The organism is Thalassolituus oleivorans MIL-1, from assembly GCF_000355675.1.
Lineage (GTDB): Bacteria > Pseudomonadota > Gammaproteobacteria > Pseudomonadales > Oceanobacteraceae > Thalassolituus > Thalassolituus oleivorans.
In genome coordinates, this window is record NC_020888.1 from 1,444,925 (window position 1) to 1,471,375 (window position 26,451).

Here is a 26,451-nt window from a genome sequence, read left to right on the forward strand (position 1 = left end):
TCGATACTTGTGCTGATGCCGGCCCTTATTAGGCGCTGGCATCTCTATTAATACCTGGAAATTCTTGTGTTTTGACGTAAATGAGAATGACTTTCGGTAAAGATGGGTAAAGCACTTGTTTGCTTCTCTCTAAGCTCATTATCATGTGAGCTCTTATTTTTTTATTTGGTGTCGTGGAGATGTGGTTTTGACAGTAACCCTACGTCGGACCATACCCTGCCTAGTCATTTTCTTGAGTGCTTGCAGCTCTGTAAGTACAAAACAACCTGATCCTATTGAGTTGGCCCCGGTTTTTTCGGTGTCTCAAAATGATCGTCTTATTCAAGGTGAAAATGCTTGGTGGCAGGCATTTGATGATGCCGAGTTATCCCATTGGATAACGACTGGTCTTGAACAAAACTATAGCTTGCAAGCTGCCCGTGCGCGGTTAGAGCAGAGCATGGCAAGTTGGCGTTCATCTCGTAGCGATAACTATCCTACTTTAGATGCAAGTCTAGGCCGCTCCCGCACGTGGACTGATTCGGCCGTTTCGCAAAGCACGAATAATCAGTGGAGTGCCGGTTTATCGACCAGCTACGAAGTCGATTTGTGGGGGGCGATTGGGGCCGTTAATAGCCAAAGCGAATTCACCAGCTATAGCCGCGAAGCCAGTATTCGTACATTGGCCAATACGGTGGCCGGGCAGGTTGCAACGGCTTGGTTAGGGCTGCGTAAAGAGACGCAAATGTTGGTGTTATTAAATAGCCAACAGCAGCGCATTGAGTCGGCATTGAAGGTTGTGCAGGGGCGTTATCAGCGTGGTCAAACCAGCGTTACCGACGTATGGCAGCAAGAGCAGTTATTAGAATCCATTCACGCCGACATTATTACTTCTGAAGGACAGCGCAGTATTTATCGTCAGCAATTGGCCTTATGGGCTGGAGTTGGTGATGCTGCGCTGACCGATGAACAAATCAACGCTTTGGCTCCGCTTCCTACATTGAGTCCGTTGGATGGCCGTGTCAGTTCTGCAGCGCTAAAAAAGCGTCCCGATGTCGAAACCGCTTTTTATAATCTTCAGGCTGCTGGTGCTGGAGTGGCAGCAGCGGTGGCCAACCGCTACCCTCGCTTTACTCTTAGCGCGAGCTATCAAGGCCAAGATGAACGTTTTAGTAACGTTTTAGATAATTGGGTGGCATCGCTTGCGGGCTCTTTAGTGCTGCCCTTGATTGATGGCGGTCAGCGTCGCGCTGAAGTTCAGCGCCAGCAAGCGCTTGAAACAGAAGCCGTCGCCAATTATCAGCAAACCTTGCTTGAAGCGGCGCAAGAGGTACAAGAAGCACTGATTACCGAACAGCAATCTGCTGCTCTAGTAGAAAGCTTAACTCGCCAATTAACGCTCTCTAAGCAAACCCAAGAAGTTCAAAACTCCAGCTATCGTCGTGGTGTCACAGGCTTTCTGGAATTGCTGAGCGTTCAGCAAGATGTGTTAAATCTAGAAACTCGTTTACTCGATGCTACATGGGCGCAAGTCTTAGCTCGAATTCAACTTTATAAGTCGGTTAGTCACGGCCAGTTTACAGAAGAAGGTGCATCGCAATGAGCCGCACAGCGCAGCTTTTAATCACCATCGCCATTTTAGCTGGCGGTGTATCGGCCACTATGTGGATAAAAAATAGCAACCCAAAACCCGAGCGTAAAGCGCCTGAGGTCGTTGCCCGTTTGGTCGAAGCGCGAGAATTAGAACGCGAAACTACCCGCCCAACGTGGCCGGCGGGCGGTACCGTAAATGCGTCCGATGAGGTATCGCTAGCGGCACAAGTAAGCGCCCGAGTTGAATGGATTTCTCCAGAGGCAATTCCTGGTGCGCGCCTTTCAAAAGGAACATTACTCGCGCGCTTAGAAAGTGCTGATTTCGATTTTGCCGTAAAACAAAAACAAGCGGCACTGGCTCAAGTAGAGGCAGATCTTGCGGTTGAGCAAGGTCAGGCTGATTTAGCGGCAGAAGAATTTCAACTGTCGGCGGCTAAATTAAGCGCCAGTGATCGTGCTTTAGTGATGCGCGAACCACAGTTAGCAGCAGCTCGCGCGGCAGTTGCCAGTGCCAAAGCTGCGGTTGAACAAGCGAAACTCGACTTAGCTCGAACTGAAATTCGTATGCCGTTCGATGGTCAAATAATGAGTCGTAAAGTGAGCCCCGGTAGTCAGGTTGGTAGCGCCAGTACCTTATTTGATTTAGTGGCAACCGATACCTTTTGGATTGAAGTGAAAATGCCGCGTGCTTTTTTACCTTGGCTTGATAATCAACATGCGGTCACGTTATCTCAGCAACATTGGGCAGGTAAAACACGACAGGCGCGCATTCTTAACGTATTACCCGATGTCGATAGTGCCGACCGCCAGGTTAAAGTTGTATTGGCTTTGGATAATCCATTAAGTTCGCCAGATAGTGATGTTCCGCCTGTGTTGCTTAACGACTACATTGATTGTGTTTTATACGGTCGCGAAATTATTGATGCCATTGTTATGGATCGTCGTCGATTAAATGATGATGACAGTACTTGGGCAGTAAATACGAGCAAGCTGGTAAAGCGTCAGCTTGATGTTATTTATCGTGGGCGCGAACGTGTCTGGATTAAGAGCGGCTTTGAGGCGGGTGATCAATTACTGATGAGCCAGTTAGATACGCCAGTCATAGGTTTACCTTTACGTGTGCAAGCGCAGGGAGATAAACCATGAGCGAAAAACATTCTCGCGGTCCAGTCGCATGGATGTCTCGCCATGGCGTTGCCCCTAATCTGTTGATGGCTTTTTTAATCATTGGCGGTTTTTTAATGTCGCTGACGATTCGTAAAGAGTTTATACCCGCGACAGACGTAGACATGATTATTGTCAATGTGGCTTATCCGGGAGCGACACCGTCAGAAATGGAGCAAGGTGTCCTTCTGCCTATTGAAAATGAATTGTCTGGCCTTGATGGATTTGCAGAAATTACGTCGTCTGCAGCACAAGGTTCGGCGACGGTAATGGTCGAGCTTGATAACGAAACCGATCGTCAGCAAGCCTACCAAGATATTCAGCAAGCAGTGAATAACATATCGACTTTTCCTGATGGTATCGAGAGGCCGGTAGTCAGTATTGCTAGCCACTCGCGTGAAGTTGTGGAGCTAGCGCTGTTTGGGCCGATGGATCAATTTGCGCTTAAACGTCTAGCGGAAGATATTAAAGATCAATTATTGAATTCACCGGATATCTCAAAGATTGAGTTAAAAGGTACACCAGAACATGAAATTCATGTCGAAATTCAACAAGCGGCATTGCAGCGCTATGGCCTATCGCTAGCCGACGTCGCTAAGTTAATTAGTAATAATGCCCTAGAACAAAGCGCGGGTACCGTGCGCACCGACGGCGGCGATATCTTAGTGACCTTAGATAATCGTCTTTATTGGGCGGAAGAATTTCAGCAGTTGCCGCTTATCAGTGATGCCTCTGGCGTTCTCTTGCGCTTGGGTGATATTGCGACCGTGCAAGAAGGATTTAGCGATAGCAATCGCCTAGTGACATACAACGGCCAAACCTCGATGCGCTTTGATATCTATCGTGCTGAAGAGCAAACGCCGTTGACCGTTGCTAAAGCAGTCCATAAAGAATTAGCAACTATCATTCCCCAGCTACCACCGGGCGTGGAATTGCTGGTTACCGATGACGATGGGGAAACCTACAATCAGCGTGTTGGTTTATTGATGAAAAACGCTGCCATTGGCTTAATTTTGGTCATGGTATTGCTCAGTCTATTTTTGGAATATCGTCTGGCATTCTGGGTGACAATGGGGATTCCGACCGCATTCTTGGGCGCGTTATTGTTACTGCCATTTTGGGATGTGTCGATCAATATGATTTCTATGTTTGCCTTTATTGTGGCGCTAGGGATCGTCGTCGATGATGCCATTATTGCGGGTGAAAATATTTATGAGCATATGCAAAGCGGTATGCCCTTTGGTGATGCAGCGGTTAAAGGGGCCCATGAAGTAGCGATGCCTTTGGCCTTTGCTATCTTGACCAATATCGCCGCTTTTTTACCGCTGTTAGCCCTGCCCGGCATGATGGGTAAGCTATTTATCGCTATTCCAATTGTCGTTATCAGCTGCTTCTTAATATCTTGGATTGAAGCACTATTTATTTTGCCAACTCATTTAGCCCATTTAAAAGCGCGAGATCGTGATCGCAAATTAAATTGGATTGAGCGCTTGCAACGCCGCACCGATAAAAATTTACATCGTTTTATTAATACAATTTATCGCCCAGCATTAGAGCGCTGTCTCGCTGCACCCTTGGTAACCATCTCTATTGCATTAATGCTGATGTGCATGGTACTGGCTTGGGCTGCAAGTGGGCGCATGGGTTTTAGTATGTTCCCGCGTTTAGAGGGTAGTTTTGTTGTTGCAACAATCGAATTACCGTCCAATGCCCCGTTCAGTCAGGCGTTGGAAGTTAGGGAATTAGTCGAGAAGCGTTTGCGCGAAGTCGTTGCGCCGATTGAAGCCAAAGGTAAGCCTTTACTGTTGAGTGTTCAAGGTGATATCGATGGTACGTCAGTTGAGATTGAAGGCCGCTTAGTCGATTCTGAGGTACGCCCAGTGACGTCCAATGAACTGGTAAAGCGCTGGCGTGAGGCTATCGGTGAAATTGCGGGTGTACGCAGTGTCACGTTTGATGCTGAACGTGGCGGTGGCCCGTCAGGTGGTGCCGGTTTGACGGTAGAGCTGCGCGGAAGCCGTATTGACGTACTAGAACAGGCAAGCGCTGAGTTGGCGGATGCAATGGCCAGTATTGGTGGTGTCACCGACGTTGCCAGTAGTTTTACCAGTGGTAAACCTGAATGGGATGTTGAGCTCAATGCATTTGGGCGTAGTTTAGGTCTACAGGCTAACGATGTCGCCAGTCAAATTCGTGCAGCCTTATATGGTTCGCGGGCACTACGCCAACAACGAGAACGTAACGAGGTAACCGTATTAGTGCGCTTGCCTGAAGCCGAGCGTAATCGTAGTGCGGATATCGAACGCTTGCAGATATTAACGCCCGCGGGCGGGTATGTGCCGCTAATGGATATTGCTGAGCTGAAAAAATCACTATCGCCAGCAACGATATCGCGTCGTGATGGACGCAAGATTGTGAAGGTAACTGCCGAAGTCGAACCGCGAGAACAAGTTCCTGCGGTAATGACATTGCTGCAACAAGAGGTATTCGCCGATTTACGTTCTAAGTATCCGAGCGTTGATTTCGATTTTCGTGGCCGCCAAGCGGATACGCAAAAAAGTATGAGTAGTATGACCCTGTATGGATCATTTTCGTTATTACTAATCTATATGTTATTGGCGGTGCCTTTTAAAAGTTATTCCCAACCTTTATTGGTTATGCTGGTTATTCCTTTTGGAGCGGCAGGAGCAATACTTGGGCACATAATGCTGGGTTATGGTTTAAGTATCATGAGCATCATGGGAATTGTCGCTTTAGCGGGTGTCGTTGTTAACGATAGTTTAATTTTAGTTGATTACGCCAACCGTATACGGCGAGAGCAACGCTTGAGCGCGCATCAAGCCATTGTTGAGGCGGGTGTTCGTCGTTTTCGTCCTATTTTGTTAACGACTCTTACGACTTTTGGTGGCTTGGCCCCCATGGTCTTCGAGACATCCAGACAGGCACAATTTATTACCCCAATGGCTGTATCTTTAGGGTTTGGTATCTTATTTACAACGTTCGTTTGCTTGTTAGTATTGCCAACCTTGTATCAATTGTTGGATCAAGTTCAGCGGGGATTGGGCAGTTTAAAACGCAATCTTTCGAGCGTTTAAACTTAACTCGCTTGGCGGCGTTTTTGTTTTGGGATTTGCATCCTAAACACAACGCCGACATCGGATTCTTCTAACGTAATATCGCCTTTTAAACGTTGCCGAATAATATTGTAAACCAAGTGCATTCCTAGGCCTGTTCCGCCTTTACCACGCAGTGTGGTGTATAGAGGTTCAAATATCTTTTGTTTGGTTTCGTCGCTCATGCCGACGCCGTTGTCGCTGTAGCGCAGAATAATCCATTCGTGATTTTCACCGGCTTGAATGCGGATTTCGCCTTCGTCGATATTATGAAAACCATGCGTAAGAGAATTCATTATTAAATTGGTTAGCACTTGGCTAATCGCCGTTGCAGAGCCTTGGAGCATTAAGTTGCTGGCGCAATCAATGTTAATAGTATGCTTGGTTTGACGTAGCTTTGGCGTTAATACCGCGACAACTTCCTGAATGGTTTCAAGTAACGAAATTCGTTGTCTATCATCGCCAATTTGGCCAGCAGAAACCTCTTTAAAGCCTTTCATTAACTCTGCCGAACGCTTTAAATTGCGGTCGAGCATGGCTAGGCTTTCATCTACCGCGGCCATGGCATCTTGCGTTTGATTAATAGCACCGCTTGGCATTGCGCGTTTGAGGGCGATGACATCGTTTTTTAAACAGGATTGAACGGTTAAACATAAACCCAGTGGCGTTTCAATTTCGTGGCCAATAGCCGCTATCATGCCGCCCAGAGCCGACAGCTTTTCGGCTTCAATTAACTTGCTTTGAGTTGTGTTTAAATCAATCAAGGTTTGGTTGAGCTGGGTAACGGTCTCTTGTAAATGGTAAGTGCGCAGCTTCACTCTGTCTTCTAGTTCTAGGTTGACGACGGACAGCTGTTGCTGAGCTACTGTTTTTTGTTGTAATTCATCAAGAATACGTTCGCTCAGTTTATTAAAGGTGCGAATCAGAGAATCGATTTCATCATGAGAGGATGACGGCTGTAGCGATAGCGGTTCAAAACGATTGTTTTCTAAACGATCACGGACTTCAAGGGCCAGCGATTGAATGCGGCTACTAACGACCCTTTGTAGTATCACAACCAGAATAATTCCAAACAGCGATAAGCCTACGAGCAGCGCAATTAGGCTAGGCAAGATAGTCTGTATGGTGGTCGAGAAAACGCTTTCACGATTGAAAGCTATTTCTAATTGACCAATGGGCGTACCGTTGTAGAGCAGGTCGCTGGTTTGGATATCTCGATGATAAGGGCGAATGCCGCGCTCGATGTTTAACGCACCACGGTCATTAATACGCACATAAGATACAGACTCTTGTTGTTGAATCCCGTCCGCGAGTAGGTTTAGCTGGCTGGTGTCGAGGTGCCACATAGCGCCAGCAATAGCACTGCTATAGGCGTTTGTAACATTACTCGTACTACTTTCGAAGTCATCATATTGACGCTGATAGTGCCAGCAAATAATTGCCGCCATAGCGACCGTGCCAATGGCTAACACGGTAACGATAATTGATAGAGAGACACGACGAACAATTGATCGCCTGATGGAATCTACCAGATTTCCTGATCGGGTGGACACGTGTAACTCCTGCCATTAACTGCCGCGATGCGGCATTCCTTGAAGTAAGAACTCCATGTTTAAGCGCGGATTCTACCTGAAATCGGCACTCGGCAGAAAGCCCAATAGGCCCGCTGGCCCATTGGGTGATGGCATTGCTTTGATTAGCGCTTAAATCGAGACTTCATAGCAGTGTAGTACAGCAGTGGGATAAGAACCAACGTCAGCATGGTGGACACCAAAATTCCGAAAATCAAGGCAATGGCCAAGCCATTAAAAATCGGATCATCCAAAATGAAGAAGGCACCTATCATGGCTGCTAAGCCGGTTAATACAATCGGACGTGCGCGCACAGCAGCAGATGTAACCACTGCATCTTCAAAGCGCATACCTTCTTCAAACTTCTGATTAATAAAGTCGACCAGTAGGATGGAGTTGCGCACTATGATGCCTGCCAAGGCAATCATGCCGATCATCGAGGTTGCCGTGAACTGCGCACCAAATAGTGCGTGGCCCGGCATAACCCCAATCACAGTGAGTGGAATAGGGGCCATAATCACCAGCGGCACTAGGTAGGAGCGGAACTGAGCAACGACGAGTAGATAGATCAAAATCATACCCACGCCATAAGCGATGCCCATGTCACGGAAGGTTTCGTAAGTGATTTGCCACTCACCATCCCATTTCAGCTCAATATCGTTGGCTAGCTCTGGTGCCGCAATATACGACTGATTCCAGTTTAATCCGGCATCACTTAAATTGAGGGCAATATCGAACAAGCCATAAAGTGGGCTATCCAGTTCGCCGGCCATATCCGCCGTTACAAAAACGACCGGCTTTAAGTTCTTGTGGTAAATGCTCTTGTCGGTTATGCCGCGTTCAATGCTAGCGAGATCGGCAAGCGATACAAAGGTGCCATCCGCTGCGCGTACCTTCATGGTCAGTACATTGGTCAGATTGACTTTATCGCCTTCGCTCAGCTCTAACCGAATAGGCAGAGGATATTTGTGGTCACCTGTGTGCAAATAGCTAACATCTTCACCGCCTACGGCTGTATTGATGGCTTGCACAATACTTGCTTGAGCAACACCTAAGTGCGCAGCGCGCTGGCGATCAATTCGAATCGTCCATTTTTCTTGATCGGCTTCGACCATAGTGTCCACATCAACAATATCGGCAGTGGCAGAAAATTGCGCACTTAGAGCTTTTGCGGCGTCGATTTGGCGACCATATTCGGGGCCATAAATTTCAGCCACGATAGGCGCCATTACTGGTGGACCAGGTGGTACTTCAACGATTTTTACGTTGGCATTATAACGAGCGCCAATAATCTGCAGTGGCTCGCGAACCGAGGCTGCAATATCGTGACTTTGGCGTTCGCGATGGTGTTTATCGACCAAGTTAACTTGCACATCGCCTTGATTAGGCAGGCTGCGCAAATAGTATTGGCGCACTAAACCATTAAAATTAATCGGTGCCGCCGTACCCGCATACAACTGAACGTCGCGAATTTCTGGCACTGTCATGAGTTCATCGGTTAATGCTTCTAACACTACTAAGGTTTGTTCTAGTGGTGTGCCTTCGGGCATGTCGACCACAATCTGAAACTCAGATTTATTGTCAAATGGCAGCATTTTCATGACGACTAATTTAAATACTGGCAGCAATACCGCGAGGAAAATTAGCCCAGTAATACCGACGAACAACAAAATGCGCTTTTTACCCGCTTGTGGGCCTTCAATAAAGGGGCGCATAACTTTATTAAAAAAGCGGTATAAACCGTCTTCTTTTACTTCGCTGTCGTCATGATTTACCGTTGTGTTCTCGAACTGTAAAGCTTGGCGCTGCAGTAATTTGTACGACAACCAAGGTGTTACCACAAAGGCAACAATGAGAGAAATCAACATACCCGTAGAAGCATTGATTGGAATAGGGCTCATATAGGGGCCCATCAGTCCTGATACAAATGCCATCGGCATTAATGCGGCAATCACAGTGAAGGTCGCTAAAATGGTCGGGCCACCAACTTCATCTACCGCGGTTGGAATAACCTCTAATAATTTTTTCCCGCCTTGGTGCATATGACGGTGAATATTTTCCACCACCACAATCGCATCGTCGACCAAAATACCAATAGAGAAAATCAACGCGAACAGCGATACGCGGTTTAGGGTAAAGCCCCAAACCCAGCTCGCAAATAGGGTAATGGCGAGGGTAATAATAATGGCGCTGCCAACAATAATGGCTTCGCGCCAGCCCATGGTCGCCAAAACCAATACTACAACCGCCGCTGTGGCAAAGAGTAATTTAGCGATTAATTTATCGGATTTATCTGCCGCCGTTAAACCATAATCGCGGGTGATTTCTGCACTAACGTTGGTTGGAATTAAACGGTCTTTTTGACTTTCTAGGCGCGCCTCAATGGCTTGGGTAATGTCAACAGCGTTGGTACCCGGCTGTTTAGCAATGGCTAATGTTACCGCTGGTTGGCTCGCTGATTGCCCTAGCGTTCGATAAAAAACGTGCTGTTCTGGAGTGTCCGCTTGCAGCGAAATATCGGCAACATCGGCTAAATAGACAACGCCACCGGCATAAATACCAACGATCAGCTGGCCGAGGGCATCGGTATTTTCTAAAAAACTACCGGCTTGAATTTGAATAACGCGGTTGTCTTGCACCAATGAGGTTGGGTTGCCGCCAACATTGGCACTGGCCAATGCATTACGCACATCATCAAATGCGAGGCCGTGGCCATTCATGCGTACTGGGTCGAGCTTTACTTCAACCACCGCTGGCTGTGTACCAATACTATAAATATCGCGCGTACCGGCAACCTGTTTTAAATCGGTTTCTAATGCATGGGCTACATGGGTAAGTTGAGCAGCGGTTACGGTTGCGTCATCAGAACGCAGAGTAATGCTCATAATCGGCACATCATCAATGCCCATAGGTTTTATGATTGGAGCTTGTACCCCTAAATTCTGTGGGAACCAGTCGTTATTGCTATAAACCTGATTGTATAAATTCAGGATGGCTTCTTGACGCGGAACGCCGACGGTAAATGCTACTGTTAAAATCGCTTGCCCAGGCTGGCTAATCGAAAAAATGTCATCCACGCCTTTAATTTCTGATAATATTTGCTCGGCAGGAATCGCGACTAATTGTTCGACCTCACGTGCAGAAGCACCGGGAAATCCAATAAATACGTTAGCGAACGTCACATCAATTTGTGGCTCTTCTTCTTTCGGCGTTACCATTATCGCGAAAAAACCAAGCAATAATCCGAGCAAAGCCAACAACGGAGTAATGGCCGAATTTTGGAAGGCTTTTGCGGTTTTTCCAGAGATGCCTAATGTCGTGGTGTTCTCCGACATGGTTATTCTCCTTTCGGCGCGTTGCTAGATAAATCGGGCGTCGCAAGTTGTGCTAAGGCATCGACCATTACTTGGTCTCCGACTTCTAAGCCCGACAAAATTTCAATTTGATCACCATAGGCGTTGCCCACGCGTACTTGGCGTAAATGAATGCCCGTCGCATTTTTAATGTATACAGCATTTAATTCTGAGCGATTTAACACGGCAGTATTGGGCACAAAAATGGCTTCGCGTTCGCCGGTGCTAATTTGTACGCTGGCCCACATACCCGGAAAGGCATTTAAATCGGTTTGCGGCGGTAAATCAGCACGCATGCGCACACTGTGGTGGCGGCTGTCGGCAACCGGATATAAGGTGATCTTGGTAGGCGCAATGACAATGCCATTCACTATTACATCGACTTTCTTATTCGTTTGGGCATTGTAGCGCTGTGCTACGCGTTGCGGCACATCGGTAACGGCACGCAATTCTCCTTGAGCTAAACCACTCATTAACGCTTGCCCCGGATTAACCAGTTCACCAGGTTCTATGTAGCGAGCGCTGACAATACCAGAGTAGGGCGCGATAACCCGAGTATAAGACAATTGCTCTTGCGCTTGATCCAACATGGCTTTGGCTGCTTGCACTGCTGCTGCTGTGCTTTTTGCTTGAGCAAGGGTGCGGTCGTATTCTCCTTCCGATAGTGTGCCTTGCTTTTGCAAGCGGCTGTTTCGGCGCAACAAGGTTTGTGCATCTTCATTCATCGCTTCGGCTTGCGCCAGCGATGCCTTCGCCTGAGCAACGCCAGCTTGTTGTTGGGTATCTACTATTTCAACTAACAAAGTACCTTTTGCGACTTGATCGTTAACATCGGCATGTATGGCCTTAATTACACCGCTGGTTTGTGCCGAAATAGTCCCTTGATACACCGCCTCTAAGGCAGCGTCTAAGGTTTCAACCACAGGAATGCGGGTTAATTCTACTGCCATAACCCTGCTAGGGGCGGTGTCGGCATGCAGTGCGCTAGAGAACAGACCAGCGGCAATGATGGATAACCATGTTGATGAAGGGCGCATACAGGAAACCTCTCCTTAGTAGACGTTAGCGATCAAATTAATATTACTGTATTAGAATATACTAATATAGAAAACGCAAGGTAAGAGTTTGATTACACAGAGTATAGGTAATGACGTTTAAATTTTTGATCTAGCACAGGTAAGACGAATACAAGGAGGGAGTTGAGCGGGTCGTCGAGATGAGTGTGGACGAAGTTGCCCCAATTGCAGGGGCGCATCTAATGGGACATTAGGTCTATACAAGTACTAGCGGGCGTCTTGTTCCATAATCTCAAGCAGGCGGCGTACCAGCGCTTCAAATAGTTCTGCTTGGGCATTGCCTTGTTCTGCGGTGAGGCTGTACATCAGACGCTCGATCTCGGCGCGAGACATGTATTTAACGGTGACGGGATTCGTCATAACTCGTTCCTTTCGATTTCGGAATTTCTAGAGTGCAATAAGGTACACATGAGTCGCGCTTGCGACTCTGGCTAGCTCAGCCTTAAAAGCGATAGCTTACCAGTACATTACTCAAAATAGGGTCTGGGATAACGTTATTACCGGCACGTTTGTTCTCGTCACGATAGTCTTTCGGATCGCGATAAGTTGCTGCCACATCCAGAGTAATGGCACCAATCTGCCAGCCTGTACCAAGCTGCCAACCCCAACCATTGAATACTCGTTGCTGGCGCGAACCATTCGCTTGACTGCGAATAACTTCGCGATGCCATGCTGGGCCGGTGTAAATACGGAAACCCGGTTGAGCCAAGCCATAGCCCCACATTAATTGGGTTTCATACCCCCAAAGTGAGACATCATCATCGTCTTCGCGATAGATAATAAAGCGTGAGCCAACATAATTATCCTGTGGGAATTCTGCCGAAAACGTGAACCCAGTGTTGCGAAAATCGGGCATATAATCGGCCGCCGGATGAACGTCATAGCGCAGCATGCCAAGACCAACTCGAAAGTTGGTTGGTTCTGCCTGAACAGGAGCAGCGAGCAAAGGCGCTGCGCACAGTAGGCTGAATGCGGTACGTAGCAGGGTATTCATCATCTTGGCCCCGAGGTCTAAAAAATGCAGGCGCCAAGGCTATCCTAGGGGGTAGGTATTGGCAAGCGTGCTAAATGTCAGCGGAGACGTCAGCCCAGTCAAGGCACTGCCAAGTCGAATGACGCACAACTGCTAGACTGATCATTTGACGACAATGTGCACAAGGTGTGATTGATGCAAACATCGACGATAAAATTACTCAGAGCGTTAGTATGCATGATGCTAATGAATAGCCTGAATGCCGTTGCCGATAAAGTGGTGACTGACAGTCCCGTTACTGATCTGAGTCAGTTCGCTTACCCGGTTCAAGATGCGAAGGAGGCCTTTAAGCGCGAGCAATACGCATTTGTTGGAATTCAATTACACGACACCCTCGAAACTCCTGGAGTAACTGCACGAGAAGTCGAAGTTTGGAGTACTCAACCGGTCGAGCCTCTCAATACTCGTTGGCAAAGTTTCGCCAATATCGAAGAAGATCGCACCGCATTATTGCGCCTGCGTCAATATGCCAACCGCTACAACCTAATGACGTTGAAGTTACTGAAGGAAAAGCGCCGAAGCGATACAATGCGCTACCGCTATTAGGTTCATCTGGGAGTATTACTTGGAATGTCGTTTAGGTTGTGGTGCTTGTTGTATCGCACCATCTATTACATCTGCCATTCCGGGCATGCCGCATGGGAAACCAGCGGGCGTCCGTTGCATCCAGTTAAACGACGATAACCTGTGCGATATCTTCGGATCTCCGGAACGTCCTGCTGTCTGCTCAGCGTTCACCGCGGAGCACTCTATCTGCGGTGATAGCAACGAATTTGCGCTGCAACAACTGATTGAATTAGAAGATATCACGCGATAATCCGACCATTTAAATGTCACGGAGATAGCATGCATGTATAAACTCGTGTTCTACGTTCCCGAATCACATTCAGAAACCGTTAAAGAAGCCGTATTTGCTGGCGGCGCAGGTACGATTGGCGATTACGATCAATGTTGTTGGCAGGTACTTGGTATGGGGCAATTTCGTCCGTTAAAAGGCGCGAAGCCATTTATTGGCGCTGAAGGTACTCTGGAGCAGGTGCCAGAATATCGTATTGAATTGGTTTGTTCTGACGGTCAAATTGCCGGCGCCGTTGCCGCCTTGAAGCTGGCACACCCTTATGAAACCCCAGCGTACGATGTAACCAAAATTGAAGAGTTCTAGCGATCGTTAGAACCCTTCACTATTGCTTAGCTCTTTGGCGATGCTTCTTCTACCGACAGAGCTTGATGCGGCAAAATATCAAACACGTGTGCATGCCTTGGGGTGGGGTTCTCCAGATAGAGTTTTAAGCTGCGGTTAACTGTTGGAAATGCGAGTTCATCCCAAGGAATATCTTCCGGTGCAAACAGCTCAACCTCTAAGCTTTCTTCTCCTGAACTGAACTCAGGCTTAGGTAATTCGGCGGCAAAAAAGATATGAACTTGGGCAATGTGCGGCACTGTGATCATGCTGAATAATGAAGTAATAATAACTTCAGCATTAGCTTCTTCGCGGGTTTCACGTAATGCGGCTTCTTCAGTACTCTCACCGTTTTCCATAAATCCAGCGGGTAAAGTCCAGTAACCTTTACGCGGCTCAATGGCGCGGCGGCACAATAAAATTTTGCCAGCATGTTCAGCAATAGTGCCAGCAACGATGCGCGGATTGTCGTAAAAAATGATGTCGCAGGCAGGGCAAACATAACGATGGCGATTGTCGCCCGCGGGGATTTTCCACTCGATACCAGTTTTGCACTGGCTGCAATATTTCATAAGTCGCCCCGTCAGTTAAATGTCTGCGGGGCAATTATATTACCGGTTAGCCAATATAGCGAAATGCAATGCTCGGCTAATGGCTGCTAAAGGATTAACGGTTCGCCAGTAGGGGGAAGCGTAATACTTCAGCGCTAGTGTTATAACTTGGCTCTGGCTCAACAAATTCGCTCTTGCCAGTAAAGCCGTTCATGGTTTCACGTAGTTTGAATAGGCTGTCGTGCATCATCTTTGATATAGCAACACAAGCGCCCATAGGATTTCCGGCTTTACGGCGTTCCATGTCGATTTGGAATTGCAATCCACGTAAACGGCGCTGATAAGATTCTGGAGCATCCGCAATTAAGTCTTCGATTAATACACGACGGATGTTTTCTAATGTCTCTGGATCTGTCTTGGCTAAACGCACCATTTCATCAAAAGTTGGCATTTCCACATTCAATACCTCAGGTCAGAAGCGCACTCGATGTTTTGAGCAGTTTAGCGCTAGGGATTTGCAAATTTCTGGATTTAGTCTACCCCAATGATTGGTTAGTAAACATCCGCCCCCTAAATTGTTTAACCTGTCTAACTGACTGATAATCATAGGAAAAAATTACCATGTAACAGTGTGTAAGTGGGGAAAGTCGTTTAAAAACATAAAGTTAACCAATTGTTCAGGAAAAGGCATGAGGGATTTTTAAGATTGGTTTGTTATGATTGGTACTCTTTAAAGATTAAACTTGTATAAGTAATAGTCATATGTCGCCAAATAAGGATGAGAAAACGTTTGTATTTTGACGCTAGCCCGACTCTCAGTCAGACCTTACAATAGAGGCATGACGACCTTAGATCTCCAAGCCTATTTAACTGAGCGGCTAGCCCTTCATGCGCCTCGACGCGTTTCTCAACCGGATCTCGCGGAGGCAGGAGTATTGGTTGCAATAACCATGGAGGCCGAACCTCACGTTATTCTGACTCGGCGTGCAACTCACTTGTCGTCACATAAGGGAGAAGTTGCGTTTCCAGGTGGCAAGCGCGACCCTGAAGACGAGAATATTGTGGTTACGGCCCTGCGTGAGGCGCAAGAAGAAGTCGCCTTGAATCCCAGTGACGTCATAGTGCTAGGTGAGCTAGATCAGGTTGTATCCCGGTTTGGCTATCTGGTCACGCCTGTGCTGGCGTTAATTCCAGCCGGAGTAACCTTAGTGCCTAACCTTGATGAACTTGATGCGGTATTCAAAGTACCGCTGGCACATTTTAAACAGCCCCCAAGTCGCTATTTTGAAATGGGTAACATACGCATACCCAGTTACGACTTCGAAGGATTTTACATCTGGGGTTTAACAGCCATGATGATCGCCGAAATGATGAATAATTTATGGGATAGTGATATCGCTATGTCAGCTGAACTTTAAATGGCGGTTCTCATGTCTAAAATAGGAGCACAGCATGTTTTATAAGCTGGGTGAACGTTGCCCAACCCGAGGCAAAGACGTTTTCGTTGCCGATGACGCAAAAGTGATTGGTAGTGTCGTATTAGAAGATCAAAGCAGCATTTGGTTTGGTGCTATTTTGCGTGGTGATAACGACGTCATCACCATCGGCGAGAATTCCAACGTACAAGATGGTGCGGTATTGCACACTGACCCAGGCGTGAAATTGACGTTGGGCAAAGGTGTAACCGTTGGGCACCAAGCTATGCTACACGGCTGTGCAGTGGGTGATTATTCATTAATCGGTATTCATGCTGTGATTTTAAACGGCGCGAAAATTGGTAAGCACTGCATCATTGGTGCAAATGCACTGGTTCCAGAAGGAATGGAAATTCCCGATGGTTCGTTAGTGGTGGGGTCGCCCGCTGTGATTAAACGTGAATTGAACGAATTTCAGAAAAAAATGCTCGAAGGTAGCGCAGCTCATTATGTGCAAAACGCTAAGCGTTATATCGAGCAGCTTGAAGAAATTGAATTATAAGGTGCTCAGCGCCAGTAGAAGGTAAACGAGTATGACAACGCCTGTGCGTTCCCCTTGCGTGAGTATTTGCGCTCTTGATGAAAATGATCTGTGCGTTGGTTGCTATCGCACCGGCGAAGAGATTACTCGCTGGGGCGCATACAGTAATGACGAGCGTCGCCAAGTACTGCAAAAAGTAGGTGAGCGTGAGCGCAGTGCTATGAATTTTATTCCGGTAAACGACTAGCTTTCGTTGTCACTCATTTCTAACCGATTTATAAAGTGAATTTTCCATGACGACTATTGGTACACCATTTTCTGTAACGGCAACTCGCGTTTTATTGTGTGGTGCGGGCGAACTCGGCAAAGAAGTTGCCATTGAACTACAGCGCTTGGGCTGTGAAGTGATCGCTGTTGATCGTTATGCCAATGCACCGGCAATGCAAGTAGCGGATCGTAGTCATGTAATTAGCATGCTAGACGGCGATGCACTGCGTGCTGTTATTGAGTTAGAAAAGCCGGATTTAGTGGTGCCGGAAATTGAAGCCATTGCAACCGATACTCTGGCTGCCCTAGAGCAAGAGGGCGTGAATATTATTCCAACGGCACGTGCGACTCAGTTGACTATGAATCGTGAGGGTATTCGTCGTTTAGCCGCCGAGACGCTTGGTCTGCCGACATCGACCTATCGCTTTGCAGGTAGCGAAGAAGAATTCCGCGCCGCGATCACTGAGATCGGTATTCCATGCTTAGTGAAGCCAATTATGAGCTCATCGGGCAAAGGACAAAGCTTAGTGCGTGACGAAAGCCAAATTGATCACGCTTGGGCCTATGCACAAGAAGGTGGCCGTGCTGGTAAAGGCAAAGTGATTGTTGAAGGTTTTGTTGATTTTGATTTTGAAATTACCTTGCTCACGATTCGTCACAACGATGAAGCTGGCAATATCACCACTAGCTTTTGTGAACCGATTGGCCACCGCCAAGCAGATGGCGATTATCAAGAATCATGGCAGCCACAAGCAATGACAAATGCTGCTTTGACGCGCGCGAAAGAGGTGGCAAAAGCGGTAACCGATAATCTCGGTGGTCGCGGTTTATTTGGCGTTGAGTTGTTTGTAAAAGGTGATGACGTCATCTTCAGTGAGGTATCACCACGCCCGCATGATACTGGCTTAGTCACGTTAATTTCTCAGGATTTATCCGAGTTTGCCTTGCATGCACGCGCGATTTTAGGTCTGCCGATTCCTAACATTGAATTGCACCGCGCGTCGGCTTCTTCGGTATTGCTGGTGGCTGGCGATTCTAATCAAATGCAATTTGGAAATTTAAGTACCGCATTAGCGCGTCCAAATACCCAGATTCGTTTATTTGGTAAACCCGAAGTGAGTGGCAAGCGTCGTTTAGGTGTGGCTTTAGCGCGCGCTGATGATGTGAATACTGCACGTGATATTGCGAACGCTATTATTGCCGACATTAAAGTTACTCTGTAATTATTAAACTAAGGAAGTTAAATAATATGACACTAGTAAAATTATTATCGATCATAGTATTAAGCACAGTGGCAAAATTGGCTATCGCTGCGCCATTAGTGAATCAGATGCAAGGATGCCAAGGTATTCTAGATTTCGTTAACGTTAAAGTAAGTCAAGCGTCTGACCTTTATTCTAAGAATGATGTTAGCGCCATTAAAAAGGGACTCGATGCTTATAATTCGTATATTCAAAATGAAATTATTACGCCGAGCATTGCCGCTACGGTGGCAAACGATAAAAATAAGGTCGCTAGTCTGCAAAAGCAGATTAATGATTATCGAGCGACGTTAGTGACTCAACTTTCTCAACGTTATCCGCAAAAGCCGTTAGTAACGGATTACGTAGTGTTGATTAACGAGTGTACGAAAAAAGCGGCACCCGGTGGCGAACCACTGGAAGCACTGAAAGCGTCGTTTCAGCTAATCATTCAGCTAGCAAATCAAAAGTAATCCGTCATGTCCGTATCTTTGAGCGGCACTAAAATTTTCAACATATATGACTATTACGCGTTAATAAAATAAAAGAGGAGCTTAGGCTCCTTTTTTATTTTTCCTCACTGGTAATTCTTACTAGAGATAAATTACCAATTCTAGATAACTATTTTGATTGATCTATAGAGCTATGGCTAATATGGTAGATTCCTCGACTGTCTGATCACCACTGATGTTAAGGGAAGAACTACTATGGCTGTTAATAACCAAATCACCGATGCCGTGACCCAAGCGAACGTTAAAGTTCTTGCTGAGGCGCCCGCTATGGCTATGAGTAACTTATATCAGGCAACGGCGCAGGCTTTATCCAATGCAGCGCATAACGCTGTGAATGCACAACAACAACTTGCTGTTTTAATGCAAGCAGCAACAACTCAAGGTGTTATGCAGATCTATAGTATTGATACGGCTGCTACACCCCCTATAGGGAACGAAAAAACTAAACTTGGTGCAAAGCCTAGTGTTGCGACTGAGGACGCAGCTGAAGCTTTGACGGCTTCTATAAGCGCCTCCTTCGATAAAAGTGCTAAGACGAATCTCGCTGAAATGGCCGAGCAGGTCGATCAGTCAAATGTCGCTTTAAATGGGCATAAAGAAGAATCGAATGTAGCGATTAATGAAGAAATCGAAGCGGCAATAAAATTTGTACTGGAGAGTGTTTTAGGGTCTGCGGATGAATATGGTCATAGCGTGATTACTGTTATGACAGCGTTCACTGATGCACTGGCGGCGCTCGGGAAAAATCAGTTAAATGAGTCAATGGCAGTGGTCAAAATGGCCGCTATATGTATGACACTCAAAGCCATGATCGCCGCACCAGATAAGCAGGAAGCCTATGGCGAAATATTACAACGTATTCATGCGTTGTAATGCCAGTCGCTAAAAATATTAAATAATAACACCATTGGATGGGACATCATGATACCGAGCATCACACCTAAGACCGCGACTCAAGGTACGGCCTATACTAAGCGTATTAACGAATATCCATTACCTGCGGCAATGATGACGCACGAATTAGCGCTCGTGAATAACGGGAAAATGATCGTGTTATCGCAGATGGATGACAGCACGCTAATCCAATTGGATTTAGATGACTCGGGCTGTCCTATCAATGCTTATAGCTATCAAATTGGTAATTCGACATCCGAGCTTCATGGTGTAACGGCTTCCTCAAGCTATGCGGGCGATGTTTGGGTTACCTTGCAAAATGACTCTCAGCTATTGCGCTTAACACCGGGTGCCGTGGCATCCGAAGCTCCGACACTGCAAGCAACAATTGATGTGCCTAGGCCAGGCATGGGGCCACACTGTGTGTCTGAATACGGTGATGATTTGTGGTGTTCATGCAAGAATCCGAGTGACGACACGGGAGAATATTATGTTTGTCGTGTGAATAAAGAAGACCCATCTAACTACACCTTATGGACTGTGCCTCAATCACCGGTCTTTGTGATTAAGCATCCGCTGACGGGTGAGGTATATGCCTCTATTGATACCGATAGCAAAATCGTGAGGTGTACACCGAGCGAGGGCGATTACTCCGGCACGAATATTCAAACGCCTGAGGTCATTGATATTCCCTCTACGCAAGGTTCAACCGTCGTTGGTATGTGTGCTGGGCCAGATAACAATATTTGGTTTGTGTTGTTAGGGGGTAGCGGGGCTGGCACAGGGACATTTGGTCGAATCTTATCTGATGCAACGCTTGAGTTTGTCACCTTGGGTGGTTCGCTCGGATCAACGGCTGGTCTTTTACATCTAACGTTTGCACCCTATACCGATGGTGACGATTATCGCGTCTATATCTTGTCGTCCGACATTACCAAAGACGCGGATATCAACCAGCCTAATGCAGTGTTTGATGTCACTTTAAATCCCCAGACATTAGCCATTACCAGTGAAGTCAGTTTTGTTTTTCCTACTCAGTACAGTTGGGCGCATCGAGTTTTGTATAGCGACTATGGTTTGTACTGTACGCAACTGCAGACGTCGGGATTGGTGCATATACAATTAGATATTGAAGGCAGTAATCCAGCGATTAATGAAGGTGGGAGCGACTATCAGCAACATGGAATTGGCGCTCCGTATGATACCTTAGTGTATTCCGACGATTAAAAACGTCATCGCCACTCTTGACCTGTGAGCAACTCGCAGGTTTATTGTAAGCGCAGTCTCATATTAGGAGCCGCGCTTATGAACACCTCGTTACGGGTGAATGAAGTTGCCCGCCACTTTGATATCAATGCCAACACGGTGCGTCATTACGTGCGCATTGGTTTACTGAATCCGCCTAAAGACGATAGCGGCTACCATAGATTCAATGCCACTCAGCAACAGCGCTTAGGCTTTATTCTCAATGCTCGCGAATTAGGTTTTACCCTTGAGGATATCCAGCAGCTTTTACTGGATGCCGAGCAGGGTGAGTCGCCTTGCCCCCATGCCCGCGAAATGATCGAGTTACGCTTGCAGCAAGCGAAAGAAAAGCTCGCGTCCTTAGCGGCCTTAGTTGAGCGCATGGAGCAAGCGACCAGTGCGTGGAAGAATATTCCTGATTGCGAACCCTGCGGTGAACATATTTGTCATCTTATCGAGGGGCATCATCATGGCGCTTGACCTGTGAGTCGCTCATAGGTTTAAGCTGAGCTTCATCTCGATTGAGATCAGTATTATTAAGAAGGTTTAGGAGAAGTTATGAGCAATTCAGACTCCTGTTGTGGCTCAGAAAAGCCGAAGAAAGAAGAATCCTGCTGTGGCGGCAATACTGAAATGGAAAAGCCAGCAGCAACCTCCTCTTGTTGTGGTACTGCGCCAGCTAAACCAGCCATCGCAGCCTCTTGTTGTGGAACGCCAAACAGCCAAGATACAAGTAACGACGCCGATGGCGGTTGTTGTGCACCTGCTGATAAGGGCTCAATTGACTGGATTTTATGGACCTGTGCGCCTGCGGTATTACTCGGATATATCGGCTTTTTAGTCTTTGGGCACAGCATCGAGATTCCCTGGGTAAACAGCATGTTGCATACCTCTTACGAGATGGTAAATGCCATGTGGTGGGGTATTTTATCGGCGGCTTTCTTCGTTGGGCTACTGGGCAGGATTCCCCGCGAACTCATTATGTCTGTGCTTGGCCGAGGCGGCAGTAAGACTGGCGTGTTGCGCGCGACGATTGCAGGTTTACTGCTTGATTTGTGCAATCACGGCATCCTAATGGTGGCGATGAAGCTATATGAACGAGGCGCGAGCATCGGCCAAGTGATGGCATTTTTAATCGCCAGCCCGTGGAATTCATTAACCCTGACATTAATTCTGATTGGATTAATCGGCCTGCCATGGACATTAGCCTTTATTGCCGGTTCGCTCGTTATTGCCTGGGTGAGTGGGTGGATCTTTGATATCTTGGTTGAGCGCGGTACCTTACCCGCTAATCCAAATAGCCAAGATTTTGAGAAAGTCGATGTTTGGCCGACCTTGAAAGCAACTTGGGCCTCTAATGATTGGTCATTGCCTGCGCTGGCGAAGATGTTTTGGGGCGGCCTGAAAGAATCGAAAATGGTATTACGCTGGGTCGTTTTTGGCGTGGTGCTAGTGGCCTTGATTCGTGCCTTTGTACCAGAAGATATTTTCAGTGTTTGGTTCGGCGCAACGGCAGGCGGCTTATTGCTGACCTTGTTGGCCGCCAGTGTTATCGAAGTATGCTCTGAGGGTTCAAGCCCGATTGCTGCCGATTTGTTAACGCGTGCTGCAGCACCGGGTAACGCTTTTACCTTCTTGATGGCCGGTGCCGCGACCGATTACACCGAGGTTATGGTGCTTAAAGACACCACCAAGAGCTGGAAAATCGCACTCTTTTTACCGCTGGTTACTGTGCCTCAAGTATTGCTAATTGGTTGGCTAATGAATCTGTATGGGGTTTAAACGCCCCTAGAAACGGATTGTTTTTGTGGTAGGCTGTACAACTATTGAATAACTTTTGCATCGCAAGTTAGGAATTCTTATGCAGCTTATTACGTCTCTATCCCAGTCAAAACTCTCCGTCTTCGCGTCAGCAATCTTATTTGTTGGGGCGTCTATCAGTCTATCGGGATGCTCAAGCTTAGGCGTCGATCATGCCGCTGGACGAAGCCCGACGTTAACCCCTGAGAATTACTTCAACGGAAAAATTTGCGCCGATGGTGTCGTACGTGATCGCTCTGGCGCACAAATTCGCCAGTTTAATGCGCAAATTCTTGGCAGTTGGGATGACAAGGGCGTGGGTACGTTAGATGAAGTTTTTTATTTTACGGATGAGGCGGGCGCAGAACCAAAGCGTGAAACGCGTATTTGGACATTGACCCCAGAAGGCGATCATTACATCGCCCAAGCCTCCGATGTGCCCGAGCCAACGCACATGGAGTTTGCTGGTAATGCAATTCATATGGCTTACACACTGCGTTACGGTGAACCCGGTGACACCATTGATTTAAATATGGATGACTGGATGTTTGAGGTGGCCGACGGCGTTGTGGTTAATGAAACTAAGATGAGTAAATTCGGCTTACACGTTGGCCAAATATTATTGGTCATGCGTAAAGTCGATGACTCTACTCAATGCATCCCTGCGGACTAACATTAAAAAAATTCAATTTATCATTAAAAAACATCGTTTTTATTCATGATTGATTCCTGACACTCTAAGCGTACTTTAATAATACGCATGAAGATCAGGAATTATCATGACTACTTTTCATACCCTCGGTTTTCCCCGAGTAGGACCTCAACGCGAACTTAAATGGGCACTCGAATCTTATTGGCGCGGTGAAATCGATCAAGCGACATTAATTTCTCGTGCTCACGCAGTACGACATAACAACTGGCAAACGCAATTAGAAGCCGGATGTGATGTTTTAACTGTAGGCGATTTTTGTCTTTATGATCACGTACTGAATGCCAGTTTTTTACTCGGACATTTACCGCAACGGACGAACACAACTAACAATACAATCGATCAGCTTTTTTTAGCGGCTCGTGGTCGCGCCCCCAGTGGTACACCAACCAAGGCCTGTGAAATGAGCAAGTGGTTTGATACCAACTATCACTATCTAGTACCTGAGTGTCATGCCAACGACACCTTCAATCTTAATCCTGAACTCTTACTAGAAGAAATTCGAGCAGGGCTGGAGCAAACCAAACAGGTTAAACCGGTTATTTTAGGGCCGTTAAGTTATTTGTATTTGGCTCGCAGTGTCGACGGTTGTGATCGCCTTGAATTACTCGCGCCATTACTCGCTGTGTATGAAGAGTTATTAGCAACCATCAAAGCCGAAGGCGTTGAGTGGGTACAAATTGATGAACCCATATTGGTTTTGGATCTGCCGGAAGCTTGGCTTAACGCTTTTGAATCGACCTATCAGAGTTTAGCAACGGCTCATCTAAATATCTTAATCGCAACCTATTTTGGTGGTTTAGAGAATAATTTAAGTAGGGTGTTTGAGTTGCCAGTGCAAGGTGTGCACCTTGATATTGTTTCCGCACCGGAACAATTAGCCCCAAGTTTAGCGCTGCTAAAACCGACGCAAGTATTGTCGTTAGGGATTATTAACGGGCGTAATATTTGGCGCAGCGATTTAACCGCAAGCTATCAGTTATTGGCACCGCTGGCCTCTCAATTAAAAGAACGCTTGTGGATTGCGACATCCTGTTCTTTATTGCATGTTCCTTATTCTGCAAAATCCGAAACGAATTTAGCCGATGGTGCTGACCATTGGTTGGCGTTTGCCGAAGAAAAACTCGCAGAAGGACGCTTATTAACCAATGCACTTGATGACGCTAAGGTACTGTTAGGTCGTGATTGGTTAGCGCAAGCCGAACGAGTCATCAGCCGTCAGCAATCAAAACGTGTACATAAAGCCGCTGTTAAAGCGCGAGCAATTGAGGCTGCGTCACGCCAATGGCAGCGTGAATTACCCTATGCACAACGTTTGGCACGCCAACAAGCGCAATTAAATTTACCTGACTTCCCCACTACAACGATAGGTTCTTTTCCGCAAACCGATGCCATTCGTAGCCTGCGTAAACGCTTTAAAAAAGGCGATATTACCCTTGAAGATTACGAGTGCGGCTTAAAGCTGGAAATTGAATATTGCATTAAAGCCCAAGAAAATATTGGTTTAGATGTGCTTGTGCATGGCGAAGCCGAACGTAACGACATGGTCGAATACTTTGGCGAACTATTAGAAGGCATTGCTGTGTCGGCTAATGGTTGGGTGCAAAGTTATGGTTCACGCTGTGTTAAACCGCCGATTATTTACGGTGATATTGAACGCTTACAAGCGATGACAGTACGTTGGAGTCAGTATGCGCAAAGCCTCAGCGCTAAACCGGTAAAAGGAATGTTAACTGGGCCAATTACCTTATTGAAGTGGGCATTTGTGCGCGATGATCAATCTTGGGAAAGCACGGCTTATCAGCTCGCTGCTGTTCTTCAAGATGAAGTGCTCGATTTAGAATGTGCCGGTATTAGTATTATTCAAATAGATGAACCCGCACTGCGAGAGGCGTTACCTTTACGTAGAGATCAGCATCAAACGTATCTAAATTGGGCCGTTAATAGCTTCCGTTATACCTATGCCGGTGTAGCCGCAGAAACTCAAATTCATACCCATATGTGTTATGCCGATTTCGATGATATTTTGACTGCAATTCAAGCGATGGACGCTGACGTTATTACATTAGAAACGGCCCGCTCGGCGAATAAATTATTACAAACACTCAAGCGCGAGCCGTATCACAATGGCATCGGCCCTGGTGTTTATGATATTCACAGTCCTAATGTGCCGGATGTTTCCGCAATGAGCGAAATTCTCGAAGATTCGTTGAACGTTGTGCCTGCGTACAATCTTTGGGTCAATCCAGATTGCGGATTAAAAACCCGACGTTGGGAGGAAGTGACGCCAGCATTAAAGTCTATGGTTCGCGCTGCGCAAGCGTTGCGAGAACAAATAACGGCATAGCTTTTGATGTAAATGCAAGCGCATGGCTCCCATCTCGATGGGAGCTATTTTTAAAGCAAGTCGCGCCATTCTCCTATTGGCAAATCACCCAAGATATACTCGCCAAACTTTTCACGGTGTAAGGCTGTAACATGGTATCCACAAGCGGCAAACATGCGCCGAACTTGATGGTATTTACCTTCATTGAGGGTTACTTTGGCCGTGTATGGGTCAACAATCTCAAGCGTGGCTGGTAAACAGGGGGTAGTTTCACTTTCTAGCGCAATGCCTTGGGCAAATTGTTCGATAATATCGCTATTTAAGACTTGGTCTACCGTAACGACATAGACTTTATCTACATGATGTTTAGGTGACGTGAGTTGTTGTACTAGCGCTGATTGATCGGTGACTAAAATCAACCCACTGGTCTCTTTATCCAAGCGGCCGATACTGACAACTTGAGGGTTTCTGGCTTGCCAAATGGTGGGTAATAAGTCGTATATGCGCGGTCCTTCACTGCTGTCATGGCTACACACGTAACCAAGGGGTTTGTGCAACATAACGAGTATATTACCGATATGCTCCAGCGGTTGCCCATCAATACTCACTGCATTGGGATCAACTTTTTGCGCGGCGTTGGTGGCTAATTCGCCGTCGATACGCAGCCGTTTATTCTTTATCAAATAACGCACTTCGCGGCGCGAGCAATAACCCAAATTACTCAGGGTTTGATCAAGACGTTTAAGCACTAGCATTAACCTTTTTCTACTAAGGGGTTGTGAAAATCACCGCGCCTAACAATATCACTTATCGTTATTTGCCTCGCTATATTTATGATGATTAAACCGCTTTAACGGACATCAGATCTAACAGATGGAGGCGCTGGAA

Annotated in this window: 25 protein-coding genes; 17 read left to right on the forward strand and 8 right to left on the reverse strand. The window is 46.8% G+C overall.

The features are described from left to right. Positions 1–181: 181 nt before the first annotated feature. The 3 genes from TOL_RS06535 to TOL_RS06545 are packed head-to-tail and all read left to right on the forward strand — an operon-like array spanning position 182 to position 5,831. Entirely contained in the window at positions 182–1,582 is a 1,401-nt protein-coding gene (locus TOL_RS06535; RefSeq protein ID WP_231848011.1) for a TolC family protein, read from the forward strand. Then, positions 1,579–2,718, forward strand: a complete 1,140-nt coding sequence (locus TOL_RS06540; RefSeq protein WP_015486515.1) for an efflux RND transporter periplasmic adaptor subunit — start codon at positions 1,579–1,581, stop codon at positions 2,716–2,718. The genes TOL_RS06535 and TOL_RS06540 overlap by 4 nt, the downstream gene beginning before the upstream one ends. Beyond that, on the forward strand, positions 2,715–5,831 hold the full coding sequence (locus tag TOL_RS06545; protein WP_015486516.1) for an efflux RND transporter permease subunit: 3,117 nt from the start codon (positions 2,715–2,717) through the stop codon (positions 5,829–5,831). Before TOL_RS06540 ends, TOL_RS06545 begins: the two co-directional genes overlap by 4 nt. A 2-nt stretch (positions 5,832–5,833) precedes the next feature. On the opposite strand, the gene TOL_RS06550 is transcribed toward TOL_RS06545, so the two are convergent. The 5 genes from TOL_RS06550 to TOL_RS06570 all read right to left on the reverse strand — a co-directional run bounded on the left by TOL_RS06550 (position 5,834) and on the right by TOL_RS06570 (position 12,846). Beyond that, on the reverse strand, positions 5,834–7,402 hold the full coding sequence (locus tag TOL_RS06550) for a sensor histidine kinase (protein WP_015486517.1): 1,569 nt from the start codon (positions 7,400–7,402) through the stop codon (positions 5,834–5,836). A gap of 143 nt (positions 7,403–7,545) precedes the next feature. Then, on the reverse strand, positions 7,546–10,755 hold the full coding sequence (locus TOL_RS06555) for an efflux RND transporter permease subunit (RefSeq protein ID WP_015486518.1): 3,210 nt from the start codon (positions 10,753–10,755) through the stop codon (positions 7,546–7,548). Positions 10,756–10,757: 2 nt separating this feature from the next. Then, the gene (locus TOL_RS06560; RefSeq protein ID WP_015486519.1) at positions 10,758–11,810 is read right to left on the reverse strand and encodes an efflux RND transporter periplasmic adaptor subunit; all 1,053 of its coding nucleotides are present in this window, start codon (positions 11,808–11,810) and stop codon (positions 10,758–10,760) included. A 246-nt stretch (positions 11,811–12,056) separates the two neighbouring features. Beyond that, positions 12,057–12,209, reverse strand: a complete 153-nt coding sequence (locus TOL_RS06565; RefSeq protein WP_015486520.1) for a hypothetical protein — start codon at positions 12,207–12,209, stop codon at positions 12,057–12,059. Between the two features lie 82 nt (positions 12,210–12,291). Continuing rightward, positions 12,292–12,846 (reverse strand): hypothetical protein, encoded by a 555-nt coding sequence (locus tag TOL_RS06570; RefSeq protein WP_041588429.1) that lies wholly within the window; start codon positions 12,844–12,846, stop codon positions 12,292–12,294. Between the two features lie 171 nt (positions 12,847–13,017). On the opposite strand from TOL_RS06570, the gene TOL_RS06575 reads away from it, so the two are divergent. From TOL_RS06575 to TOL_RS06585, 3 genes are read left to right on the forward strand one after another with little or no spacing between them, the layout of a single operon-like run. After that, positions 13,018–13,428, forward strand: a complete 411-nt coding sequence (locus TOL_RS06575; RefSeq protein WP_015486522.1) for a hypothetical protein — start codon at positions 13,018–13,020, stop codon at positions 13,426–13,428. Between the two features lie 19 nt (positions 13,429–13,447). Then, positions 13,448–13,699, forward strand: a complete 252-nt coding sequence (locus TOL_RS06580) for a YkgJ family cysteine cluster protein (protein WP_025265790.1) — start codon at positions 13,448–13,450, stop codon at positions 13,697–13,699. Positions 13,700–13,732: 33 nt separating this feature from the next. Further along, complete coding sequence (locus tag TOL_RS06585; protein WP_015486523.1) at positions 13,733–14,044, forward strand: YqfO family protein; 312 nt, start codon at positions 13,733–13,735, stop codon at positions 14,042–14,044. A 26-nt stretch (positions 14,045–14,070) separates the two neighbouring features. Here the strand turns inward: TOL_RS06585 and TOL_RS06590 are convergent, their stop codons facing one another. Together TOL_RS06590 and TOL_RS06595 are read right to left on the reverse strand one after the other, a co-directional pair. Then, positions 14,071–14,634, reverse strand: coding sequence for an NUDIX hydrolase (locus TOL_RS06590; RefSeq protein WP_015486524.1), 564 nt, complete (start codon positions 14,632–14,634; stop codon positions 14,071–14,073). A 94-nt stretch (positions 14,635–14,728) separates the two neighbouring features. Beyond that, a complete protein-coding gene (locus TOL_RS06595; RefSeq protein WP_041588771.1) occupies positions 14,729–15,064 on the reverse strand; it encodes a DUF3135 domain-containing protein in 336 nt (111 codons plus the stop codon). Between the two features lie 388 nt (positions 15,065–15,452). Between TOL_RS06595 and TOL_RS06600 the strand changes: the two genes are divergently transcribed. The 11 genes from TOL_RS06600 (at position 15,453) to metE (ending at position 25,584) form a co-directional block, all read left to right on the forward strand. Next, on the forward strand, positions 15,453–16,031 hold the full coding sequence (locus tag TOL_RS06600; protein WP_015486528.1) for a CoA pyrophosphatase: 579 nt from the start codon (positions 15,453–15,455) through the stop codon (positions 16,029–16,031). A 34-nt stretch (positions 16,032–16,065) separates the two neighbouring features. Next, positions 16,066–16,590: a gamma carbonic anhydrase family protein gene (locus TOL_RS06605; RefSeq protein WP_015486529.1), complete on the forward strand. Its 525-nt coding sequence runs from the start codon at positions 16,066–16,068 to the stop codon at positions 16,588–16,590. Positions 16,591–16,621: 31 nt separating this feature from the next. Continuing rightward, positions 16,622–16,816 carry a DUF1289 domain-containing protein gene (locus TOL_RS06610; protein ID WP_015486530.1) on the forward strand — a complete coding sequence of 65 codons (195 nt, stop codon included), beginning with the start codon at positions 16,622–16,624 and terminating at the stop codon, positions 16,814–16,816. Between the two features lie 46 nt (positions 16,817–16,862). Then, positions 16,863–18,059 (forward strand): formate-dependent phosphoribosylglycinamide formyltransferase, encoded by a 1,197-nt coding sequence (purT, locus tag TOL_RS06615; protein WP_015486531.1) that lies wholly within the window; start codon positions 16,863–16,865, stop codon positions 18,057–18,059. A gap of 26 nt (positions 18,060–18,085) precedes the next feature. Then, positions 18,086–18,550: a hypothetical protein gene (locus TOL_RS06620; RefSeq protein ID WP_015486532.1), complete on the forward strand. Its 465-nt coding sequence runs from the start codon at positions 18,086–18,088 to the stop codon at positions 18,548–18,550. Between the two features lie 234 nt (positions 18,551–18,784). Continuing rightward, positions 18,785–19,462 carry a RebB family R body protein gene (locus TOL_RS19465; RefSeq protein WP_015486533.1) on the forward strand — a complete coding sequence of 226 codons (678 nt, stop codon included), beginning with the start codon at positions 18,785–18,787 and terminating at the stop codon, positions 19,460–19,462. 48 nt (positions 19,463–19,510) lie between these two features. Beyond that, positions 19,511–20,710, forward strand: a complete 1,200-nt coding sequence (locus tag TOL_RS06630) for an NHL repeat-containing protein (RefSeq protein WP_015486534.1) — start codon at positions 19,511–19,513, stop codon at positions 20,708–20,710. Positions 20,711–20,788: 78 nt separating this feature from the next. Then, complete coding sequence (locus tag TOL_RS06635) at positions 20,789–21,208, forward strand: MerR family transcriptional regulator (protein WP_015486535.1); 420 nt, start codon at positions 20,789–20,791, stop codon at positions 21,206–21,208. 78 nt (positions 21,209–21,286) lie between these two features. Beyond that, entirely contained in the window at positions 21,287–22,510 is a 1,224-nt protein-coding gene (locus tag TOL_RS06640) for a permease (RefSeq protein ID WP_015486536.1), read from the forward strand. A gap of 79 nt (positions 22,511–22,589) precedes the next feature. Beyond that, complete coding sequence (locus TOL_RS06645; protein ID WP_015486537.1) at positions 22,590–23,201, forward strand: DUF3833 domain-containing protein; 612 nt, start codon at positions 22,590–22,592, stop codon at positions 23,199–23,201. A 106-nt stretch (positions 23,202–23,307) separates the two neighbouring features. After that, entirely contained in the window at positions 23,308–25,584 is a 2,277-nt protein-coding gene (metE, locus tag TOL_RS06650; protein ID WP_015486538.1) for a 5-methyltetrahydropteroyltriglutamate--homocysteine S-methyltransferase, read from the forward strand. A 50-nt stretch (positions 25,585–25,634) separates the two neighbouring features. Here the strand turns inward: metE and TOL_RS06655 are convergent, their stop codons facing one another. Next, positions 25,635–26,318: a pseudouridine synthase gene (locus TOL_RS06655; RefSeq protein ID WP_015486539.1), complete on the reverse strand. Its 684-nt coding sequence runs from the start codon at positions 26,316–26,318 to the stop codon at positions 25,635–25,637. Between the last annotated feature and the right edge of the window lie 133 nt (positions 26,319–26,451).

What these genes read in the sequence shown, in the direction of transcription:
- TOL_RS06540 (WP_015486515.1), top strand. Translation starts at nt 1,579, where the DNA reads ATGAGCCGCACAGCGCAGCTTTTAATCACCATCGCCATTTTAGCTGGC.
- TOL_RS06545 (WP_015486516.1), top strand. Translation starts at nt 2,715, where the DNA reads ATGAGCGAAAAACATTCTCGCGGTCCAGTCGCATGGATGTCTCGCCAT.
- TOL_RS06555 (WP_015486518.1), bottom strand. Translation starts at nt 10,755, where the DNA reads ATGTCGGAGAACACCACGACATTAGGCATCTCTGGAAAAACCGCAAAA.
- TOL_RS06560 (WP_015486519.1), bottom strand. Translation starts at nt 11,810, where the DNA reads ATGCGCCCTTCATCAACATGGTTATCCATCATTGCCGCTGGTCTGTTC.
- TOL_RS06565 (WP_015486520.1), bottom strand. Translation starts at nt 12,209, where the DNA reads ATGACGAATCCCGTCACCGTTAAATACATGTCTCGCGCCGAGATCGAG.
- TOL_RS06570 (WP_041588429.1), bottom strand. Translation starts at nt 12,846, where the DNA reads ATGATGAATACCCTGCTACGTACCGCATTCAGCCTACTGTGCGCAGCG.
- TOL_RS06575 (WP_015486522.1), top strand. Translation starts at nt 13,018, where the DNA reads ATGCAAACATCGACGATAAAATTACTCAGAGCGTTAGTATGCATGATG.
- TOL_RS06585 (WP_015486523.1), top strand. Translation starts at nt 13,733, where the DNA reads ATGTATAAACTCGTGTTCTACGTTCCCGAATCACATTCAGAAACCGTT.
- TOL_RS06590 (WP_015486524.1), bottom strand. Translation starts at nt 14,634, where the DNA reads ATGAAATATTGCAGCCAGTGCAAAACTGGTATCGAGTGGAAAATCCCC.
- TOL_RS06595 (WP_041588771.1), bottom strand. Translation starts at nt 15,064, where the DNA reads ATGCCAACTTTTGATGAAATGGTGCGTTTAGCCAAGACAGATCCAGAG.
- TOL_RS06600 (WP_015486528.1), top strand. Translation starts at nt 15,453, where the DNA reads ATGACGACCTTAGATCTCCAAGCCTATTTAACTGAGCGGCTAGCCCTT.
- TOL_RS06605 (WP_015486529.1), top strand. Translation starts at nt 16,066, where the DNA reads ATGTTTTATAAGCTGGGTGAACGTTGCCCAACCCGAGGCAAAGACGTT.
- TOL_RS06610 (WP_015486530.1), top strand. Translation starts at nt 16,622, where the DNA reads ATGACAACGCCTGTGCGTTCCCCTTGCGTGAGTATTTGCGCTCTTGAT.
- purT (WP_015486531.1), top strand. Translation starts at nt 16,863, where the DNA reads ATGACGACTATTGGTACACCATTTTCTGTAACGGCAACTCGCGTTTTA.
- TOL_RS06620 (WP_015486532.1), top strand. Translation starts at nt 18,086, where the DNA reads ATGACACTAGTAAAATTATTATCGATCATAGTATTAAGCACAGTGGCA.
- TOL_RS19465 (WP_015486533.1), top strand. Translation starts at nt 18,785, where the DNA reads ATGGCTGTTAATAACCAAATCACCGATGCCGTGACCCAAGCGAACGTT.
- TOL_RS06630 (WP_015486534.1), top strand. Translation starts at nt 19,511, where the DNA reads ATGATACCGAGCATCACACCTAAGACCGCGACTCAAGGTACGGCCTAT.
- TOL_RS06635 (WP_015486535.1), top strand. Translation starts at nt 20,789, where the DNA reads ATGAACACCTCGTTACGGGTGAATGAAGTTGCCCGCCACTTTGATATC.
- TOL_RS06640 (WP_015486536.1), top strand. Translation starts at nt 21,287, where the DNA reads ATGAGCAATTCAGACTCCTGTTGTGGCTCAGAAAAGCCGAAGAAAGAA.
- TOL_RS06645 (WP_015486537.1), top strand. Translation starts at nt 22,590, where the DNA reads ATGCAGCTTATTACGTCTCTATCCCAGTCAAAACTCTCCGTCTTCGCG.
- metE (WP_015486538.1), top strand. Translation starts at nt 23,308, where the DNA reads ATGACTACTTTTCATACCCTCGGTTTTCCCCGAGTAGGACCTCAACGC.
- TOL_RS06655 (WP_015486539.1), bottom strand. Translation starts at nt 26,318, where the DNA reads ATGCTAGTGCTTAAACGTCTTGATCAAACCCTGAGTAATTTGGGTTAT.